General features: G+C 40.1%; 17 protein-coding genes. 16 read left to right on the forward strand and 1 reads right to left on the reverse strand.

What is annotated here, in order from left to right; genetic code table 11:
• Positions 1-55 precede the first annotated feature (55 nt).
• The 7 genes from BTO09_RS07515 (at position 56) to BTO09_RS07545 (ending at position 8,815) form a co-directional block, all read left to right on the forward strand.
• Complete coding sequence (locus BTO09_RS07515) at positions 56-250, forward strand: hypothetical protein (protein WP_157663456.1); 195 nt, start codon at positions 56-58, stop codon at positions 248-250.
• A gap of 60 nt (positions 251-310) precedes the next feature.
• Positions 311-1,456, forward strand: a complete 1,146-nt coding sequence (locus BTO09_RS07520; protein WP_087524194.1) for a DUF4221 family protein — start codon at positions 311-313, stop codon at positions 1,454-1,456.
• Positions 1,431-1,916, forward strand: coding sequence for a hypothetical protein (locus tag BTO09_RS07525; protein WP_087524195.1), 486 nt, complete (start codon positions 1,431-1,433; stop codon positions 1,914-1,916). Before BTO09_RS07520 ends, BTO09_RS07525 begins: the two co-directional genes overlap by 26 nt.
• A 223-nt stretch (positions 1,917-2,139) precedes the next feature.
• Positions 2,140-3,261 (forward strand): efflux RND transporter periplasmic adaptor subunit, encoded by a 1,122-nt coding sequence (locus BTO09_RS07530; protein WP_157663457.1) that lies wholly within the window; start codon positions 2,140-2,142, stop codon positions 3,259-3,261.
• Positions 3,262-3,267: 6 nt separating this feature from the next.
• Positions 3,268-4,449, forward strand: coding sequence for a DUF4221 family protein (locus BTO09_RS07535; protein ID WP_157663458.1), 1,182 nt, complete (start codon positions 3,268-3,270; stop codon positions 4,447-4,449).
• A gap of 8 nt (positions 4,450-4,457) precedes the next feature.
• The gene (locus BTO09_RS07540; RefSeq protein ID WP_087524198.1) at positions 4,458-7,466 is read left to right on the forward strand and encodes an efflux RND transporter permease subunit; all 3,009 of its coding nucleotides are present in this window, start codon (positions 4,458-4,460) and stop codon (positions 7,464-7,466) included.
• Positions 7,463-8,815 (forward strand): TolC family protein, encoded by a 1,353-nt coding sequence (locus BTO09_RS07545; protein WP_087524199.1) that lies wholly within the window; start codon positions 7,463-7,465, stop codon positions 8,813-8,815. Before BTO09_RS07540 ends, BTO09_RS07545 begins: the two co-directional genes overlap by 4 nt.
• Before the next feature lie 403 nt (positions 8,816-9,218).
• On the opposite strand, the gene BTO09_RS14620 is transcribed toward BTO09_RS07545, so the two are convergent.
• Positions 9,219-9,353 (reverse strand): hypothetical protein, encoded by a 135-nt coding sequence (locus tag BTO09_RS14620; RefSeq protein ID WP_255396788.1) that lies wholly within the window; start codon positions 9,351-9,353, stop codon positions 9,219-9,221.
• A gap of 104 nt (positions 9,354-9,457) precedes the next feature.
• On the opposite strand from BTO09_RS14620, the gene BTO09_RS07550 reads away from it, so the two are divergent.
• From BTO09_RS07550 to BTO09_RS07590, 9 genes are all read left to right on the forward strand, one after another.
• Positions 9,458-11,527: a M48 family metallopeptidase gene (locus BTO09_RS07550; RefSeq protein WP_087524200.1), complete on the forward strand. Its 2,070-nt coding sequence runs from the start codon at positions 9,458-9,460 to the stop codon at positions 11,525-11,527.
• Between the two features lie 50 nt (positions 11,528-11,577).
• Entirely contained in the window at positions 11,578-12,957 is a 1,380-nt protein-coding gene (locus tag BTO09_RS07555; RefSeq protein ID WP_087524201.1) for a caspase family protein, read from the forward strand.
• Between the two features lie 134 nt (positions 12,958-13,091).
• Positions 13,092-13,547 carry a hypothetical protein gene (locus tag BTO09_RS07560; RefSeq protein WP_087524202.1) on the forward strand — a complete coding sequence of 152 codons (456 nt, stop codon included), beginning with the start codon at positions 13,092-13,094 and terminating at the stop codon, positions 13,545-13,547.
• A gap of 12 nt (positions 13,548-13,559) precedes the next feature.
• Positions 13,560-13,868 (forward strand): hypothetical protein, encoded by a 309-nt coding sequence (locus BTO09_RS07565; RefSeq protein WP_087524203.1) that lies wholly within the window; start codon positions 13,560-13,562, stop codon positions 13,866-13,868.
• Between the two features lie 2 nt (positions 13,869-13,870).
• Positions 13,871-14,518 carry a hypothetical protein gene (locus BTO09_RS07570; RefSeq protein WP_087524204.1) on the forward strand — a complete coding sequence of 216 codons (648 nt, stop codon included), beginning with the start codon at positions 13,871-13,873 and terminating at the stop codon, positions 14,516-14,518.
• A 322-nt stretch (positions 14,519-14,840) separates the two neighbouring features.
• Positions 14,841-17,942 carry a sigma 54-interacting transcriptional regulator gene (locus BTO09_RS07575; RefSeq protein WP_087524205.1) on the forward strand — a complete coding sequence of 1,034 codons (3,102 nt, stop codon included), beginning with the start codon at positions 14,841-14,843 and terminating at the stop codon, positions 17,940-17,942.
• Between the two features lie 182 nt (positions 17,943-18,124).
• Positions 18,125-18,535, forward strand: coding sequence for a hypothetical protein (locus BTO09_RS07580; RefSeq protein ID WP_087524206.1), 411 nt, complete (start codon positions 18,125-18,127; stop codon positions 18,533-18,535).
• Positions 18,536-18,573: 38 nt separating this feature from the next.
• Positions 18,574-19,740, forward strand: a complete 1,167-nt coding sequence (locus BTO09_RS07585; protein WP_087524207.1) for a PAS domain-containing protein — start codon at positions 18,574-18,576, stop codon at positions 19,738-19,740.
• Positions 19,658-20,089 (forward strand): response regulator, encoded by a 432-nt coding sequence (locus tag BTO09_RS07590; protein ID WP_087524208.1) that lies wholly within the window; start codon positions 19,658-19,660, stop codon positions 20,087-20,089. The genes BTO09_RS07585 and BTO09_RS07590 overlap by 83 nt, the downstream gene beginning before the upstream one ends.
• The last annotated feature ends 46 nt before the right edge of the window (positions 20,090-20,135 follow it).

Consider the following 20,135-nt stretch of genomic DNA (forward strand, 5'->3'; position numbering starts at 1 on the left):
TATAGGCGGATACCGAAAAGCCAAAAGAGAGTAGGTAGGGTTTAAATACAAACTTATGAAAAGAAAAATGAGAAACTTAGCTGTTGGAATGGGATTACTTGCAAGTGTAGCCATTTTTACTAGCCCTGAGAAAGCCATTGCCCAGGATGAACCTGTTTTTGACATGTTTTTAATGGCTGGACATGATTTTTGCATCGACTTTTGGGTAAATTGCATTGGCTTAGACCCAGTTATTATCGAAACGAATTGATAAGGCCTTATTAAATTAAGAAAATAAGCGCATAGTATTACATATGCGTTTTTTTTTGCTATGAAATTTCAACTATTACTTTTTGTTCTTGTCTTTTTGTGCGGTTGTAAATCAGAGAGTATTGAGCAATCATCAAAGGGCAATTACACTTTAAATTTAAAAACGACGGTTCGTTATAGTATCGATTCGCAGACTTCTCCCTATTATCTCAGGCATCAATACCTGCCGGAAGAAGAAAAATTAATTATTTCAAATACGAACAAGAACGACAAGTCATTAATAGAATTAGATCTGGTTAGCCAGAAATTAAGACGCCTTGCTAACACTAAGGTCGAAGGAGGAGATAATACTTTGGGTAATGGACATTTCTATTATCATAACAAGGACACAATCTTCTTTCTGGGGCCTTACAATCAAACACTCTATTTTACCACAGACAGCGGAGAAATCTACGATCAAATCAAATTTCGTGATGCCAATCCGGATCTCGAGCTGGGCCAAGTCCATTTATTAATGGGTACTAATTCAGGAATATTCGATAACAAGGAATTAACCTTCGTGGTGTTTCCGAGAAATTTGAATTCTAGGAATATGAAAATGGCAGTAAATGACCCCCTTTTTGGTCGGATTAATATCGCTTCCCGAAAGTTGTCAGCACTTCCGCTGAAATATGAACTGGATTATGTGCAACCTGTTCGTTATCCTGGACATTTAACTCCTATTGTTACTTCATCTGCAGAAAAAGGTATTGTGTTTACTTTTCCGACTAGTGACAAAGTTTACTGGTATAAGAATGGGAAATTGGAATCGAAAGAGTTTAAGAGCGATTATTTTGAAAAGTATATACATATGAACGACTATGAAAGAATTATGAATTTTCATATAGAGGCTTTTCAGAATAAAAAATTGCTATACAACCCAAAGCAGAAGCGTTATTTCATGTTTATTTCATTAGGAGTTCCTTTGGTTGATCCAGATTCTGGTAGCCTGAACGATATGCATTCTAAGCCTTTCGTGATATTAGTCCTTGATGAGAGTCTTGACAAAATTTCTGAGCACCGTTTCGAGGCCAGCACATACAATTTGGGTTGTTCATTTATTAGCAACGATGCTCTTTATCTATCATTAAACAATCCCAACAATGATAATTTTGATGAGGACGCCTTCCAATACGAGGTCTATGAATACGCGAAAATATCTGACTAATGCTTTTTGGGGTCTTGTTCTTCTGTTCTTTTTAGCCTGTAAGCAGACTGGTGCATATTCCGATATAGCTGCCGATTTCGAGAGTTATTTGAACCATATATCGGGGCAAGAAATTAGTGGTCAAAACGAAATTTATTTGGTATTGCCAATGGATATTTGTCCAAGCTGTCTAGAGAAAATAAAAGGATTACTGGAAGCACAGAGTTTTAGAGGGGATCCTTCTGTCTATTTGGTTATGAGTTCCAAAACCAAAAAAGAAGCTAATTTCTTCTTAAACGATGCTTTAAGGGGCAAATATAATATCATCTATGACAAGAGATTTGAAGTGGTGAATACTAGTTTTTACAAAAATTCCATGGTTTATTTCTTTAAGTATGAAGAGGGCAGGTTGAGTCAGTTTTTTTACTTTAACCTAGCGGAGAACTTTGATAGATTTGCTCAACAACTAGGAGGTAGATAAGCTGAGCCCGCAATAAGGTCTAGTTTTAAATTTATACTTTCTAATATCCGAACGGACGTTTTGTTATTAGCTTTAAGCTGAGAGGAAATCAATTAACTTTTGAGTGATAACATGAAACTTCTTATCTTGGTACTTTGTCTGTTAACCTTTATTCTCCTCCCCTGTCAAGTTGTTAATGGGCGAATTACCAAGTGTAATTATTACTCTTCTTAAGTTGCCTAAAATGAAGATCAGCCCCATGTTCAATTTTTATGGATCTTTGATTCCATCTCGTATCACAATAAGTACATGCTATATTGCAGGTTTACTTTTGGTCAGTAGTTGTAAGAATGACCCCAATGCTGCAATCCAGGAAGAACAGCTTTCTAACTTCGACAAAAGTGCTCCGCAAGTACAAATTGTAGCTTTAGAACAGCAAGTTTTTGATAAACAGTTGATATCGAATGGTAAAATTGAATCAAGACAGAAAAGTGAGCTTAGGTTCGAGATCAATGGGCAGATCGCTACAATCAATGTGCGTAACGGCCAAAGAGTGATCAAGGGCCAGCTATTGGCCCAATTAGACAATGCCATACAGATCAATGCAGTAGATAAGGCTCAAATTCAGCTCGATAAGGCCAAAGCCCAATTTGAAGAAGATAAGATCAATTACGGGGCTTCTATGAGCGGACTAGACAATATTCCTGATGAGGTTTTAAAGAATTTAAAACTAAGATCTGGAATGCAAGAGGCCGCCAATGCTTTAAACGAGGCAAAATTACAATTACGACAGACCTATGTCCGCGCTCCTTTTTCAGGCCTTGTGGCCAACCTTGAAACCCGAGCAGGTGATTATATAACCTCAGCAGATGCGTTTTGTACCTTGGTCGAACAGCAAAATCTGGATGTTGTTTTCGCTGTGCTTGAAGCTGAATTTAACTTTGTTTCGATCGGGCAGGCGATAAATGTTGTTCCGTTTTCTGATGACCAAGCTACATACACTGGTTTAATCACTTCTGTCAACCCCTTAGTAGACGGGAACGGTCTTATCACTATCCGCGCAGCTATAAAAGACGCTGGAAACAGGCTTTACGACGGGATGAATGCCAAAGTGTTTATAAACCAACCTCTAGATAATGTTTTTGTAGTTCCTAAAGAAGCTTTGGTGCTGCGTTCTAACCGTGAGGTGGTGTTTGTCTATGAGAACGGATCGGCAAAATGGAATTATGTAGATGTGATAGCTGAGAATAATTCTCACTATGCGCTTAAACCAGGGAGTTTAAAAGTAGGGGATTCTATAATTGTATCTGGCAATTTAAATTTGGCCCATGATGCTAGAGTCGAGGGTGTATTTAATTCAAACTAATTGACTTTGAGCTTCAAATTAAAATTTATGGGCATTAGCTGTTTCTTGCTATACTTAGCTTGTGGTCCGGATAATTCCCAGAGAGAAGTGCCAATAAAGCCACAATTAACTCGGCAAACAGATAAGATATTTGCGCTTGACAATGAAACCTCGTTCGAGTACTTACAGCCAAACCTGACTGAGCTGAATGACAGTCTTTATTTTACTTTCTTCAACCGCAAAAATCACAGCATCTATGCCTATCATTATGATTCAGGAGTGCTAGTGCATAAGATAGTACTTGACCAAGAGGGTCCTAATCAATTGCCACTAAGGTATGGTCACCTGAGTTATTTTGTGCAAAATTGGGACAGCATTTTTGCCACGAATCTGGATGCCTACTTTATAATTGACAAGTTTGGGGTGGTTAAAGACAAAACAGAATTAACATCACAATCTGGGTTCTTTAAAAGAAAAACCTTTCATCTTGACCAAGCTACTCAACTAAGGGGTGATCAATTGGATTGTGGATTCAGTCAAGTATTGCCAGATCAACAAAAGCCCAATTTCAAGCGAGTTGTATACGATATAAAATCTAAAGAGGTAGTAAAGGTGTATATGGATGAACGCGAGTTAGTGTCTGGTTATGACGAGATATTAGCTCACAATACGGTTACTGCCGAAAACGGTGGAATTAGAAACATGGGTTTTTACATTGTTAGAGATGGTGACCTCTTATACACCAGCTATGAGATAGGAGACAGCATTTATCATTTTAGAAAAGATGAGAAGATTGCCAGCTATTATGCGGGCTATTCTGATCTAGAAGTATCCACTATCCAGCAGTATTTTGACAATACTCTTGTTAAAACCTTTGAGGGGGGGATAAGTATTGGGCCTAATCCAGATCAATCACCTACCTATTTGACAATGGCCATAGATCCAAATGGAAGATACATTTATCGGCTTTTTAAACATGGATCTCGAAGGATAATTGATGCAGAAACAGAGAAAGAAACTGCTGAGCTGATTGGCTTGTCTTTAGTTGTTCTAGATTTGGAAACAGAAGCCGTATTCTCTTATAAACTCCCTCATGAACAAATACAGATCTGGGACAATTTTTTTGTCACAGAGGAAGGCCTGCATTTTCCCGTACTGGAACAAGAAGAGGAAGATGAAAAACGATATATGGTATTTAAACTCCTATAATATTTGCTATGGTCAAGTTCCTAATAGATCGACCGGTTGCAGTGCTGATGATTTCTATGGCATTTATTGTCTTAGGAGTCGTTTCGGCCATTCAGATACCTACATCATTAATGCCAGATATCGCAGTACCAGAGATTAGCGTTCAACTTGCATATCCTAACAGTACCGCCAGAGAATTAGAGACCAACGTAGTCAGGCCTTTGCGTAACAGCTTATTGCAGCTGAGCAATTTAAAGGATATCCGAAGTGAGACCAGGGATGGATTTGCGACTTTAAAATTACAGTTCGACTATGGCACGAATACCGATTATGCCTTTGTTGAGGCTAATGAAAAAGTAGATGCTTCACTTAATGTCTTACCTCGGGACCTTGACCGTCCCAGGGTTGTCAAAGCTTCACTGACAGATGTTCCTATTGTAAATCTATCAGTGAGTTTGAAAGATGGTTTTACGAAACTAGACTTTTTAGAACTGAGTTTGTTTGCAGAAACGGTACTTAAGAAGCGCTTGGAACAACTTCCGGATATTGCTTTTGCAGATATTAATGGTCAAGTAAAGAATGAGGTGCGTATACGTCCGAAGCTTGACAAACTTAGGTCTCTGGGTATTACCAATAATACTTTAATAGAGGCGATAAAGCAGAACAATTTTGACCAGGGGAATTTGGTGATCCAGAATGGAATTTATCAATACAATTTTAGCTTTACCAATCCACTTCGAGATGTTGATGATATAAGATCACTCTACTTGAATTTAGAGGGCAAATTGTTTCAGATGCAGGAATTGGCGGACATAGAGATGGGGATTCAGCGCGAGAAGGGCAATGTATTCGTAGACGGGCAGCGTAGTATAAATTTCGCGATCATCAAACAAGCCGAAACCCAGGTTTACAAGGTGCAAGAAGAGCTGGATTTGCTTTTGCAGACGTTAAGAGCAGATTATCCTGAGTTGCAGTTTAAAACTAATCAAGATCAATCAAGATTGTTAAAACTTTCAATCGATAACCTAAAATCCAGTCTGCTACTGGGAGGTTTATTCGCAATTTTGATCCTGTTCTTCTTTTTAAAGGACTTAAAATCTCCATTAATCATTGCCATTGCAATACCCTTGTCCCTAGTTTTGAGCTTATTGTTAATGTATGTTTTGGGGCTTTCGGTAAACATTATATCGTTGTCGGGTCTAATTCTCGGCATTGGAATGATGATAGATAATGCCATTATTGTTGCAGATAATATCGCTCAAAAACTAGAAAATGACCACTCGATATCAGAGGCGTGTGTTAAAGGTACCAATGAGATCATTTCTCCTTTAATAAGCTCTGTTCTTACAACTTGTTCCGTGTTTTTGCCTCTTATCTTTTTAAGCGGGATAACCGGAGCTCTGTTCTATGATCAGGCTATTGCTGTTTCACTCGGTCTAGGGAGTTCCCTTGTGGTTTCAATTCTTATTATACCAGTTTTGTACAAGCAACTTTACCATAGGGAGTTTGGATTCGATCGTTGGTTAAAGGGTCGCTTGCAGAATAATGGATTGGAGAAGATGTATGCAAAGGGATATGCGTACTTCTCAAAATCTCCTTGGGTTGTATACTTGGTTTCTTTGGTGGGTATCGTGTGCGCACTGCTGTTCTTTCAACTTATTAGTTACGAGCAGCTGCCAGATTTGGAACAAGGTGAAGCTCAATTGACTATTGACTGGAATGAGCCCGTAAATTTACAGGAGAGTCAGGTTCGTATTGCAAGCCTGATCTCCGGAGTTGATGATATTCAGACCCAATTTGCGGAAATCGGCGAAACCCAATATTTGTTGCAGTCAGAGCTGGTTAAAAGTCCATCAGAGGCTAGGATTTATTTAAATGCAGGTACCAATGCAAAGATAAAACGGAGTCAACGACAACTTGCAGAGAAACTGAGTCAACAATATCCCAAGGCTAATTTTGGCTTTAGTAAACCAAAGACAGCATTTGAGTATATTTTTGGTTCTGATAACAGAGAGCTAATAGCCAAGGTGTACCCTAAATCATCCCTAGAAGTGCCTCAAGTAAAGGAGTTGCCTGATATTGCTGTTCTCTTCGGTAATACTACTAGCTCTGAAATACCTACTAAAGTAACTGTGGCTATAGAAATACTGCACGAAAATCTGCTCTTATACAAGGTTGATTATGCCGATCTGCTTTCCGAGCTAAAAACCACCTTGGGAGAGAACTTTATAGACGATCTCAAGACGGCTGAGTCCTTCATTCCTATCAATCTAGTATACCAAGCTGACAATTTTGAATCCATTTTTAGCGATCTTTTTGTTATGAATGAAGAAGGGAAACAGATTGCGGTAAGCAACCTTATCGAGGTTAGAAACGACAATCAATACAGGTCTATAATCGGTTCTAGAATTGGAGAATATTTAGAGTTTGAGATGAACTCACTTAATGATGTCGAAAGGCAGATGGATTTAATTCGTGAGCGGTTTAAGCCTAGTCCCTATGATATAAAGTTTGATGGTAATTGGTTCTATAAACAAGAATTAGCCGGGGAATTGGCCGTTGTTATAACGGTCTCATTGCTGCTTTTATACTTGATAATGGCTGCTCAGTTCGAATCCTTTTGGCAACCCCTGATCATTATCCTAGAGGTTCCAATCGATATTGGTGGAGCCCTATTATTATTATGGCTTTTTGGGGGAACTATAAATTTAATGTCCATGATAGGGATTGTGGTTATGAGCGGCATAATTATTAACGATAGTATATTAAAAATCCACACCATTAACCTTTTGCGAAAAGAAGGTAAACCACTAGAGGAGGCAGTGAAAGAAGGTAGTAAGCTACGTTTGAAACCCATAGTCATGACTTCACTAACCACTATTTTGGCCTTAGTACCATTTCTATTTATCGATGGATTGGGAAGTCTTTTACAGCGTCCTCTTGCTTTGACAGTAATAGGAGGAATGTTAATCGGAACCTTCATTAGCTTGTACTTAATACCACTGCTATATATGCAGTTTGCAAAACTTAAGAGATGAAAAACCTGGTACTTATCGTGTCTTGTATGGCTTTTGGATTAAGCTATGGCCAGCAATTATGGTCTCTGGAACGCTGTATTGCGCATGCCCGGGAGAACAATATTGATGTAGTTGCCCAAAAGTTGGAGAATCTAAAGAATGAACAAGACCTTACTGCAGCAAAGCTCGATCGTTTTCCAGATTTGAACTTTAATGCTTCTCAAAGCTATAGATTGGGCAGTTCTTTCGATGTTTCAACAGGAATCGGGCAACAAGAAAGTCGCTCCTCTAACTTTAGCCTTAACTCTACATTGGTCTTATTTAACGGCTTTAGAAAAAATGTCAGTATACAGCAGGCTGAGCTAATTCAACAAAAGGGCCTTGCGGAGTCGGAAAGAATAATCTATGAGACGGTTTTGCAAATAACAGATCTTTATTTGGAGGTATTGTTGAATAAGGAAATATTAGAAGTAGCCAAAGAACAGCTAGAAATTAGCGATAAGCAAATAATTAGATTACAAGCACTGTTTGATAAGGGTTTGGTCTCAAAAAGTGAACTATTGGAGTTTCAATCGACAAATTCGTTAGACTACAAGGAAGCTATTCTTGCGCAGACCAATGTAGACAATAGTTTAATACGTCTAAAGGAGCTTCTCGATGTTGAGGATATAGTAGATTTTGACATCTCGCCGCTTGATCAGGTTGAGGATGGTACGTTATTGTCTGATACTCCTGATCAACTCTTTGACCAGGCAGTGCGGAACAATCCAATTTTGCGATCGTCAGAGCTGCAAACTCAAATAAGCGAGAAACAGGTGCGTATAGAGCGTTCTTCTTTTTACCCTCAGCTCAGCTTTAACTATAACTTTAGTACTTTTTACTTTGGGATTTTAGGGCAAGACGATGTTATCTTTAATCCAGATACGGGAACCTTTATCAATAACGATTTTTGGACACAACTCGACAATAACAAGATCAATTTTATAGGATTTACGGCTTCGGTTCCAATTTTCGATCGCTTAAGAGGCAGGTCGGCCGTAAAAAAGGCAATGATCGATTTTGACATCAATCAGAAAGTTTATGAGAACCAAAAGAAGGAGCTAAAGAACCGGATCTCTATTGCATTAAATGATATTGAGGCGGCAATTGCGGGGAAAGAAGCTACTGCCAGAGGTCTTGAGGCACAGTTGGAGGCCTTTCGTATAATTACTCGCAATTATGAAAGGGGTAATTTTACCAGTCATGACTTTTTAGAAAGTAAATCCAAATTGGCCCGCGCTCAGAGCGAGGAAATACGAGCAAAGTACGAACTGGTCATAAAGAAAAAGTATTTGGAGTTTTTAATAGGTCTTCCATTAGCTTTCGATTAATACGTCCGAATAAGGTGATTTCGAGTTTGCCTATCAAATCGGTTAAAAACAAAACGAAATATTAGTTTGCTAGATCCCTTCAAGGTCCGTATATTTGCCGCGTTGTGTAAGACCGTTAAACCGGTCGAAGTGGTCAAATTAGACCGATGAAGAGCTTATCCTTTTGGATGGGCTTTTTTTGTTTCTAGCCTACACTTAAAGAGTCCGAGATACACACTAATGAGTTACCTGACGCAGTAATAGCCTTGACTTAGAAAAATTTAGGAGTATGGAGGTGTAGAGATTGATCCATGTGGATTACGGAAAAACCACAATAGATAAGTAGGAAAATTCGTGATTTTACACTTTCGAAGAAGTTTTCTTACAGAATTTGTAATTCGTTTGAGGAGTTGAGCGAGAAAAATTAAGCACCACCTTTCGGATTTATTCCACCTTTAGATGAAGCTCGTTTAATCGCTTTCTTGGCACCGGCCCGCGTTGCAGCGGCCTTTTTGGCTGGCGAATTTTGTGGGGCGTTTGATTGTTTTTGCGTTGCCATTAGGAATTGTTTTAGATTAATATATATTCCTATATTAGTGAAAATCTTTAACTTATCAAAAAAGGCAACTCCCCAAGGCCTTGTATTTACAGGCTTTCTGAGAAATGAAGTTCAACGAGTTCTTAAAGGAATGTCGCGAGAAAGATATCTTTAAAAATCTTTCCATTTACTTGGTATCGAGTTGGCTTCTGCTGCAAGTTATTTCCGTGACCTGGGAACCGATGGGACTGCCCAAATCCACCCTTACCTATTTACTGCTATTTCTTCTGTTGGGATTTCCATTATATCTGTATTTGTTATGGAGACTGCGGATTAAAAAACTGCGAATTACACCAGGTGAAGATCCTAGAACTCCCGTTAAAGGTAAACGAGCCTTTAGCAAGTCTGGGGTTGAGATCAGTTCGGAGGGGGCTGTAGATGTGGAAGAGACCAAATATCGTCGAGCATTCAGACAGACCTACTTCAGTTTGCTTCTGGCCATAGGAGCTATAGTGATCTTTGCGGCTACCTTGATAGTTAAGGCCAATTTTTTCAATCAACAACAGCCTGCTGTAAGCGAGCTTTTGCCTACTGCAAACGCAGATAAATTGGCTGTATTGCCTTTTGAGAATAACACCTCTGACCCCGAACTGGACGTGGTAGGGAAGATGGCTGTTGATTGGATCATGCACGGAATAACTCAGCATAAAATGGGACAGGTAATAAGTCCAAAGATCATTGAAGACTATTCCAATGTTATTCAAGCCTCCGTACTTTCTACAGAAGATAATATTGTGCTCAAGGAGTATTTAAAGCCTTCTCGGGTTATAGTTGGGACCTATTATTTACAAGACGGTCAGATGCTCATAAACTGCTCTTTGATGGATTCCAATTTAGATAAGACACTTATTTCTTTTGAGGTCGCTTCTTGTGATCCGGAATCGCCACTGGTTTGTATTGAAGCGCTGAAGCAGCGCATCTTGGGCTATTTGGCTACCCAAGAAGACGATATCGCAGACTTTGAAGAAACACCACCAAGCTACGAGGCCTATCAGTATTACTTAGAAGCTCAAAGTCAAGATGACAATACCGATACCCGCTATTTGGACCTTTTAAATATGGCCATAGCGAAAGACCCAAGCTTTTTTAAGCCCAAAGCAGAACGGCTTATCTACTATTACAATATCGATGATTTTAAGGCCGTGGATTCGCTCTACCGGCAAATGAGCGAACAGACGAATTTGAATAAAAGGCAAAACAATCTGCTGGACCTTTACGACGCTTTACTAAAAGGAGATAATAGACTGGCTTATAAATACTTTTTAGAAGAGTACAGTGCAGAGCCTTTTGATCTTGCCAACAATAGTACAGCTATGGTTCTGGCCTTACAATACGTAAATAGACCGGAAGATCTTGAGTCAATTTACAAGGAGATCTCTATGGAAGAGATGGATCTGGATCGCTGTTTATATTGCAGCTTTCGTAATTATACCATGGCTTTAGCCTTGATGGATCTGGGTAGAATTCAAGAAACCGAAGCTCTTTTAGCTCCTTACAAAGGCCTTTCTGGTCATGCTTTGGTTAAAGAGGCTATTATTCGCGCCGCCGCAATTGCTGGCAATACAACAGAAGTTGATCAACTTTTGAACGAGTTCAAATTATCTGATGATCTTACCAATTGGAGCAAATTGACCCTTTGGGCGGCTAAAGAGTTCTTGAGAAGTCAAAAATCCCGGATCGCCCAAAAGTATTTTGATCTGCTAACAAGCGAATTGGAACCTCAATATACCAGCTTATCCAAGGCAAATAAGGCCTATCTACGAGAAGCCTACTATTATCAAGGTAAATTTGACCAAGCCCAAAAGTATTTTGACCGTCTGGACCTTAAGGATCTCAACCCAGAAGAGTTGGCTTATTATGCAGTTTGTCTGCATAAAAATGGGGCAGAGAATAAGGCCAAGAATGTAATTGCCACTTTAGAGATGCGCAAGGGTGCTTATCAGTACGGGCAGATCGATTATCATTTGGCGCAGTTCCGATCGGCCATAGGAGATCGAGATGCCGCCTTGAGTCTGTTACTCAAAGCTGTTGCAGCAGGCAATCGTTATACCCCAGATACTTATGTTCATGATCTGCATTTTATGACCTATGTGGGTCAACCAGATTTTGAAGCGATCATGAGCTATTGGCATTGATCGGTATTTGTATTTACTGCGGATGGTTTCCGTGCTAAAACCTCACCAATATGAAAAACCGACAGCATACCTATGCCCTAATTATCGGAGTGGGCGATGATCTGCCCTATACCGTTAAAGACGCCAAGCGCTTACAAGCACGTTTGACAGACCCTGACCTGGTCGGTTATCCAGAAGAGAACGTCATTTTACTTACAGGTAAGCAAGCAGACCGCGCCGGAATTTTGGGCGGATTTGACAAACTCAAGGAGATCACAGATGAAGATTCAACCATCCTGCTGTATTATTCAGGACATGGCGGAAAATTCAGTGATATGCATAAGTTCTTTTTACAGCCCTATGGACTTACAAAAGACAATTATAAAGAGACCTGGGTTACGGCAGAAGAACTCAAAGAAAAGATCAATGCTCTTCCTTCGAGTAAGTTGGTGCTTTTCTTGGATTGTTGCCATGCAGAGGGTATGATCCAAACTGGCATAGAAGGACTTTATGGGATGGCTCAAAAACTAAACGAGGATCAGGGTGTATGGGTTATGGCCTCTTGTCAGGACAATCAGAAGAGTTATGGTTATGACGAAGAAAGCTTTTTTACCCAGTGCTTGTTAGAGGTTCTCTCTGGAAAGCACAAAAGACCTTTTGTAGATCCCGAGGTGAGCATGATGGATGTGGTAGAACACATCTTTGAAGAAGTACCAAAGAGAGCTGCCGAATGCATAGACGAGAATGACGAGCCTTGTGTGCAGACTCCCTACTTTAAAACACAAATGTCTGAGAATCTTATTTTGAGCTATTTCCCCAAAAATGCCGAGACACATCAGGATACCATAAACGAATTGGAACCAATGCGCGAGAGCTTAGACGAAAAAACCTTTATTAAGCTCATCAAAGCCTATGACGCTCTAGGGCATAAGCAGCTCGCTATCGATGTATTGAACGATCGTCGTGAGACCCAATCAGATCCAGACCTAATGGAAACTTTAGGAGATATTCATCGCGGCATCTATTTGCAGTCCAAAAAGCAAGAGGACGGGGAACAAGCCTTGGAATGTTATCAGAAAGCTTACCAACTTGCCGAGGCAACAGAGGACGAAGAACAGGTGTTTACTAATGCTGCAAAAGTGGCTTTTATGTTTGCCATGATGGATCTTAACAAAAAAGAGATGCGGCAATATGCGCAAACGGCTGTGACCAAAGCCGAGGCTTATTTTTATCCGAGTATGAGCAAGTCTACTGCAATGGCGGAGGGCTTTATTTATCTGGCACAGCTCGAATCCGCAAAAAGTCATTATCAAACCATTGCGCAAAAAGCTGGAATACGTTACAGAATGCAAGCTTATGAGCGCGCGCAAATGATCTATAATACCTTGTTTCAACCAGAGAACAAGCAAGATGAGTTCTTGGTGTTTTTAGAAGAAACGCTACTTAGTTGATCTAAAAAAATAAGTTCGGTTCAAAAAATAGATGTATATTGAGCTGGTTGTGAGCTGGCTAGCCACAACAAAAACCAAACAATTCCCACTTCTTCCGACATACCTAGCCCACTTTTAATTTTATTCGATTTCCGATGGATATAGTAAGCATTGGGCTGGGATTACTTGTAAATACCTGTGTAAAGAACAAGGCTGTGAACACGGCCATAGATGACTTTGTGACCGATTCTGTGAATTGGGTTAGAGGTTGGTTTAAAAAGAGCCACAAGGTTACGGTTATCAATACTTTGGTGGCTGCTCCAGATTCGTCAGCGGCCAAAGAAGAGGCGTCATCTGCCATGCAGGAAATGATAAAGGATCCTGATTTTAAGGCCGAACTGGAGCGATGGATCGCAGAGAATCATAAACCCAATCCGTCTATCAAGAATGTTATAACCAAAAAGAATGTGGTTAAAGATGCCAATATTGAAGTGGCCGGAAATGTAAAGATTGGCGATAAGAACTCGGACGGTTCCAATTACGATCAGAAAAATGTAATAGACAATAGCACCATCAAATCAGGAGGGGATTTTACCCTCGGCGATGGCTAATTTCAATTGAGTATGGCAGATATCAAAAATCAACGCAATACTGCAGACGGAGCCTCCATAGATGCTGGTGGCGATGTGAGTATTGGCGATACCATTAATGTTTACGGTGTTAATGCGGACAGAAAGGATATTGAATTTGTGATCAAGTTCTTTGTGGGGTTAATGGCACTTTTTGCCATTGCTTCTTTGGTCTTTTTAGTTTTGAATCCGTCTAATTATATAGCCAGTTTTGCCTCTGGTGGATTTTTTGTCTTGCTGGCATTGTTAATCGTAGTACTAATCCGAACCAAAAGACATTCGGATGTTCAATTAAACCGATAATTATGAAATTTAGAGTCTTGGTTGGTCTTTTGATCGTGGGTATTATTGCCTTATTTTCTTTGGTGGTTTACTATTCGTATAAAATCACTTTGCACGAAAAGGAATTGGAACAAACCAATAAGCAATTGGCCTTGTCTAACATAGAACTGAACAACAAGATCCGTGAAACCGATTCTTTAAAAGAAATCACCCAACGGCAATATGAGGCACTGGCAAATGCTACAGACAGTATTTACTTCAGCATCGCTAAGAAGAATAACAGTTTCCGATCTTACAACAACTACATCAACAATATCGGAAAGGATGGGCAATATTACGAGGCTGCACTGACCAATATGGGTACTTTTTTGAAATATGAAGGCTATGTCCAATTTCAAGAAAGCTCTGGGCGCGTGCTCTACAATAAATTCCCCAATACCGATAATTTGCCGGATACGCCTGTTCTTTTTAATGGCAAACCTTCGGTGGCTAAGAATAACCTCTATGTGGCTACCCAAGGTTGGAATGTCAGAAAAGGAGTTATTGGCAATCCTGACTTTCCCAATACCGGCTATACCGGTAAGATTTTAGATCCGGGGCAGGTAATTCAAGTCCTTGAATTGATAGAAAGTGGCGATGCCAAATGGGCCAAGATCTCCTTTGGAGATTGATTCCCATAAACACGCTTTATATCAATTAATTAGGTATTATTTTCTGATTCCATATACCCTTTTGCATTAGTGTTTCACTAACGTTAGAGATTCGTTAAATTTCCTTTTGAGAGGTTAGGATCTATCGGTTTGTACCTTTCATTTATTTAGAAAACCTTATTTTTAGGAAACTTATTCATCCCCTAAAAGCCATTTGATCTTTGCTTGATTAACCGTTATTCAAGGATTGAAACCTAAGGTTTCGCCAGAATTTCAGCTGTGGTTACCCCCTTTTAAAAGGAGATGAATTGACTTCGGTCAGAATAACCAAACAACAAGAGCTATGCCCTATTTTATTAATAAGGCTCAAAGAGATCAATTCTACAGTAAAGACGGCCCAAAGTTGGTCCTCTCTAAAAAATCGGCAGAGATATTAGCCGTAAATCCATGTTTTGAAAACTTAACCGGCTATTCGGAAGATGAACTGCTAAAGGGACAATGGACCTTATTAGAAGCGCTCAATGAGTGCCAGCAGGTTCAATTCTCTAATGCCATTTCCAATATTGCCAGTTATTTAAATAAGCTTCTTTCGCTCACGTATAAGAATGGAGCGCAAGAGTTTGTGCGCTTGGAGATCTTTCCGACCAAAGATCCGGAATACGTATTTGTAAAAGTGAGTCGTGATCTCTCTCGCCAAGACATCATTGACCTATTTGGAGAAGAACATCGTTTTTATCAGCAATTCATTCACGGCCTAAAAGATGGTGTGGTGATCACCGATAAAGAGACCAAGGTGGTCGACGTCAACGAGGCTTACCTTAAAATGACAGGGATAGAACGCGATGAAATACTCGGAACTATTCCTCCCTATCACTGGCCTCCAGAATTCTTTGAAGAACTAGTTGACCTCAGAACTACTAATGCCCAAGAAGATCGACCTTCTTTCGAAGCTACCTTTTTTCACAAGAATGGAACACCGTTTCCTGTGTCTATTTCTATCTCTACGATAAAGGATGATGAAGGCGAGGTAACCTCAGTGGTTACTGTGGTGCGTGACAGATCTGCTCTTTCTAAGTCCCAGAAACAACTCGAAAGCGAAAGAGAATTCAGTGCTCGAGTAATCAATGGTCTTCAAGAGGGTCTCATTATAATTGACCCGCTCGGTAAGTTTTTAGATGCTAATCCTGCATTTTTAAAGATGATCGGCTTTGATCGTGAAGAAATTATTGGAATTAGTCCGCCATATCCATATTGGCCACCAGAGCACATGGACGAGATCATTACTTCCTTTACTAATATCATAGACAAATCCAACAAGGCTGCGCGTCTTACCTTTATGCGTAAGAACGGTGAGCGTTTTCCGGCCTTGGTGTCTGTCACTCATTTGAGAGACGAAAAAGGGGAAATAACTGCTCATGTGGGTTCCATTTCAGATATCACAGATAGTTTTGAATTTGAGAACAAGCTCAAACTGGCCAATGAGTTTTCGGAATCTTTGATCAATTCACTACACGAAGGTCTTTTGGTAATGGATATGGAATCGGTTATTATCGATGTTAATCCAGCCTTCTGCAGGATGGTTGGCTATGATGCCGATGAGCTGGCAGGAGCTGTTTTGCCATTCGGATTTTTAACGCCACAGGCAATTAAAGAATTCAAGTCTTGTGCAGAAAATGTTTTAAAAGGAAGAGGGTTTTCTGGTTTTGAGTCTGAGTTCAAAAGAAAGGACGGAAGTACATTCCCTGTATCTGTTCACAATCAGATCATTCGCGATAAAGAAGGATTGGTAATTGCTCATTTCTGTACCATTCAAGATATTTCAGATCAGGTCAGACTCATTGAAAGCCAACGCAGGCTCACCGAGAATTCCATCAGAAAAAAAGAGGCGATATTAGAATTGGCTGGCTTGGTAGGCAGTAATTACGAAAATGCTTTAAGACGTATAACTTCGCTTACTGCGGAGGTGCTTGGGGTGGATCGGGTAAGTTATTGGGTGCTCAACAAAGATTGGTCTAGCATGAAATGCAAAGACCTTTACGATAAGCGAACCGGAAAACACACAAATCAGACAGTGTTTCTAGCAAAAGACCATCCGGAATATTTCGATTCCTTAAATCATCATAAGACCATTGCAGTGACCAATGCTCGGGAGCATAAATTCACCAAGAGTTTCAGTGAGGTATATTTAGAACCCAATGGCATTACTTCTTGGATGGATGTGTTTATCCAAGGCCATGATGAAGATAATGGCATCATAGTTTTTGAACATGTAGGACCCATGCGTATTTGGGGTAGTGAAGAAGAACATTTTGCGACCTCGGTAGCAAGTTTGGTCTCGCTGATCATTCAAAGCGAACAACGCATGAAGGCCGAAAAGAAGCTTATTGAGCTTAATAATAAACTGTCTCATACTGTAGAAGAACTCAATACACTTAAGACGCAACTCGAAGATCAAAACGTTTATCTGCGAAAGGAGCTAGACATGACCTTTAATTTCGAAGAAATGGTCTACGCAAGTGCTGGTTTTAGCGATGTGCTTACAAACTTGGAGCAAGTGGCCCCAACCACGGCCTCAGTGCTTTTATTGGGTGAAAGTGGTACTGGTAAAGAACTTTTGGCGCGCGCGGTGCACAATTTGAGTAATAGGCGAGAGCAACCTTTTATTAAGGTAAACTGCGGAGCCATTCCAAGAGAGCTCATTGAAAGTGAGCTATTCGGACATAAGAAAGGATCGTTTACAGGAGCCATAGCCGATAAGCTAGGTAAGGTTCAACTTGCAGACGGCGGAACACTGTTTTTAGACGAAATAGGGGAGCTGCCACTAGATATGCAGCCCAAGCTCTTGCGATTCCTCCAAGAAGGAGAGCTCGAAATGATCGGCGACCCTAAGACGACAAAAGTAGATGTTCGAGTCATAGCCGCCACCAACAGAGATCTCAAGGAGGAAGTTGATAAGAAGCGCTTTAGAGAAGATCTGTTCTTCAGGCTCAATGTATTCCCAATACAAGTGCCACCGCTAAGAGAGCGCGTCGATGATATTCCGGTGCTTATACAGCACTTTGTAGATAGGTTCAGTGCCAAATACCACAAAGAGATTCAATTCATTTCTGATTCAGTTATGCGTAAGCTCAAGGATTACGCTTGGCCAGGTAATGTTAGAGAGCTGGAAAACCTTATGGAGCGTGCTGTGATCTTGTCGAATTCAGAGACCTTGCGAATTCCGGAGTTCGAGACTCCAGGAGACAATTTGGACAAAACACGCAGCCTGAACCAGCACAATGGAGGTTTATCTTTAGATGAAGCGCAGCGAGCACATATACTTAAAGCCCTTGAGCAATGCCAATGGAAGATCAATGGCGAACAGGGTGCAGCCAAATTACTCCAATTGAAACCGAGTACCTTGCGCGATCGCATGAAAAAACTCGATATACAACGCCCGGCATAAAGTAACGGAATACCGTTACTCGTTTCTCTTGTTCATTTTTCCCAACGGAATACCGTTACTTGCAGATTAAGGGTTTTTCCTCTTTTTTATTTTTTAAAAGACTGAAAACCAAGATATTATAAAATTCAATCTACTTATTTAAAGTAGTTTGGCACGGCTATGGCATAAGGATATTCAGCATTATGGGTGCGTTAAAACAACATATAAGTTTCGAGCAAGTCGAGTTCAATCATGAACAGGGAATTATGATGATCACCTTTACGGAGCGTCAAGTTTCTGATCATGTTGTGCCCGATGAGTTAGAACAATATGTTCGAGCTATTGAGTTTTTGTGCGATAATAAATACACCCCGTTTTTGATTGATATGACCCGCGCCAAAGGAAATGCTCCAATAGCTATTGCCAAGTATTTTTCAAGTTGTTCTAGACTGAACAAATTGCGCTTGGTAGACGTATTTGTTGCTAAAGAGTTAGGATCGATTTTAACCTTGCGTTCGTTTAAGCGCATTTACGATCCACTCATTCCATATAAGATCTGTAGTTCGTACTTCGAAGCGAGAAAGTTCTGCGATCAGTATGTGGCGAATTATTAAACGAGACTTTTTGTTGCGATGTTTAAGAGGTATGGATTATGAGACAAGAAGATTACAGTGACAGAAGTCTGTTAGAAGTTGGCAATGTGGTAGTTCTGGTGTCTTTGGACGAACAGGGAAGAATTACAAGATGGAACGACTGCGCTACGCGCAAGTTTGGACACAATAGGTCCGAAGCGATCGGAAAGCCACTTGCCAATTTTTTAGAAACGAAAAAGAATTCAACTTCTGAGAAGGAGTTAGTGCAAATGCTGCAAAAGTCTATGGGGGTAGACCATAGCGAGATTAAAGAGTTCACAGGATTGAAAAAAAATGGGTCGCGGTTCCCATTAGAACTCGAACTTCGCGCGCAGCAAACTATCTCCGGGCCCGTTTACACCGTTGTGATGGTAGATATTTCACGTAGACGGGCCTTGGAAGTTGATTTACATAAAAAATCCACCTCCCTGGACCTACTCTTATACCAGTGTAATCACAATTTAAAAGCGCCTTATTTTTTCGCGCAAGGACTGATCAAGCTCATTAAAAAAGAACCTTTAGGGCATGAAGCTTCCAAATTGATCGGCATGTTGGAATCTAGCTTGAATGGCGGAAAGCAATTGTTAGAAGACCTAACCACGATTTCTATATTAACGGAGGCCTATCAGTTAGACGAAACTGTAGATTTTGCCCAAATGTTCGAGGAGTTATCTATTGGTTGCGGCGCTTGTCCCGTTTTTAAAGATTTAAAATTGGAATTCGATTACGACACAGTATATCCATTCAAATCTAATAAGACCTTAATTGAACGCCTGTTGAATGCTGCAGTGCGTTTTGTTAATCGATATACCTATGGAGAAGATATCCGCGATAAGCGACACCTAAAAATTGGAGTTCAAACCACTCCCAAAGGTGCTAGTATAGCCATGACCTTTAATCATTTAATTCATGACCTGGCATTGCAAGAACACGGAGAGGTCTTTAGGCCAAACCAAGGCGAAGATGTCTCTCAGGTCAATATGAGTTATTATTTAATGAATTCAATTCTTGAGCTTTTAAATGGCTCATTAACCATAACAGCAACAGAAACTAATTGCTCTGAAATTCAAATTAGTATTCCTAATCCAAAACCAGACAAACCTTATGAGGAGCATAGAACATATCGTATTGATAGACGACAACAGAACAACCCATTATTTAAGCAAGCATCTGATCAAGTGTTTTGACCCGAGTATTAAAACCACTTGTTTTTCTAACGGTGGTAGTGCTTTGGCCTACTTTAACAGTTTAAGCGAATACAGTAATCCCCAATTTCGCTCCATTCCAAGTTTGGTCATATTAGATCTAAGTATGCCAGATATGAATGGTTGGGAAGTGTTGGAAGAATTTGAGCGCCTGCGCTTGTTTCATATGCATCGGATCGATGTCATCATTCTATCCAATTCAGATTATGACGAAGATATCATGCGTAGTGAGGTGAATCCGTTTTGCAAGGGATACATAGTTAAACCCTTGACAATAGAAAAACTCTCCAATGCTATAACCATTTTACGCAATGGTTTTATGGCTGGTTAAACAGACCTTATTGTAGTTTCTAATGCGGGGTTTTGGAAAGTTAAAT

The sequence above is a fragment of the Gilvibacter sp. SZ-19 genome (genome assembly GCF_002163875.1).
Taxonomy (GTDB): domain Bacteria; phylum Bacteroidota; class Bacteroidia; order Flavobacteriales; family Flavobacteriaceae; genus Gilvibacter.

What these genes read in the sequence shown, in the direction of transcription:
- BTO09_RS07515 (WP_157663456.1), top strand. Translation starts at nt 56, where the DNA reads ATGAAAAGAAAAATGAGAAACTTAGCTGTTGGAATGGGATTACTTGCA.
- BTO09_RS07520 (WP_087524194.1), top strand. Translation starts at nt 311, where the DNA reads ATGAAATTTCAACTATTACTTTTTGTTCTTGTCTTTTTGTGCGGTTGT.
- BTO09_RS07525 (WP_087524195.1), top strand. Translation starts at nt 1,431, where the DNA reads ATGAATACGCGAAAATATCTGACTAATGCTTTTTGGGGTCTTGTTCTT.
- BTO09_RS07530 (WP_157663457.1), top strand. Translation starts at nt 2,140, where the DNA reads ATGAAGATCAGCCCCATGTTCAATTTTTATGGATCTTTGATTCCATCT.
- BTO09_RS07540 (WP_087524198.1), top strand. Translation starts at nt 4,458, where the DNA reads ATGGTCAAGTTCCTAATAGATCGACCGGTTGCAGTGCTGATGATTTCT.
- BTO09_RS07545 (WP_087524199.1), top strand. Translation starts at nt 7,463, where the DNA reads ATGAAAAACCTGGTACTTATCGTGTCTTGTATGGCTTTTGGATTAAGC.
- BTO09_RS14620 (WP_255396788.1), bottom strand. Translation starts at nt 9,353, where the DNA reads ATGGCAACGCAAAAACAATCAAACGCCCCACAAAATTCGCCAGCCAAA.
- BTO09_RS07550 (WP_087524200.1), top strand. Translation starts at nt 9,458, where the DNA reads ATGAAGTTCAACGAGTTCTTAAAGGAATGTCGCGAGAAAGATATCTTT.
- BTO09_RS07555 (WP_087524201.1), top strand. Translation starts at nt 11,578, where the DNA reads ATGAAAAACCGACAGCATACCTATGCCCTAATTATCGGAGTGGGCGAT.
- BTO09_RS07560 (WP_087524202.1), top strand. Translation starts at nt 13,092, where the DNA reads ATGGATATAGTAAGCATTGGGCTGGGATTACTTGTAAATACCTGTGTA.
- BTO09_RS07565 (WP_087524203.1), top strand. Translation starts at nt 13,560, where the DNA reads ATGGCAGATATCAAAAATCAACGCAATACTGCAGACGGAGCCTCCATA.
- BTO09_RS07570 (WP_087524204.1), top strand. Translation starts at nt 13,871, where the DNA reads ATGAAATTTAGAGTCTTGGTTGGTCTTTTGATCGTGGGTATTATTGCC.
- BTO09_RS07575 (WP_087524205.1), top strand. Translation starts at nt 14,841, where the DNA reads ATGCCCTATTTTATTAATAAGGCTCAAAGAGATCAATTCTACAGTAAA.
- BTO09_RS07580 (WP_087524206.1), top strand. Translation starts at nt 18,125, where the DNA reads ATGGGTGCGTTAAAACAACATATAAGTTTCGAGCAAGTCGAGTTCAAT.
- BTO09_RS07585 (WP_087524207.1), top strand. Translation starts at nt 18,574, where the DNA reads ATGAGACAAGAAGATTACAGTGACAGAAGTCTGTTAGAAGTTGGCAAT.
- BTO09_RS07590 (WP_087524208.1), top strand. Translation starts at nt 19,658, where the DNA reads ATGAGGAGCATAGAACATATCGTATTGATAGACGACAACAGAACAACC.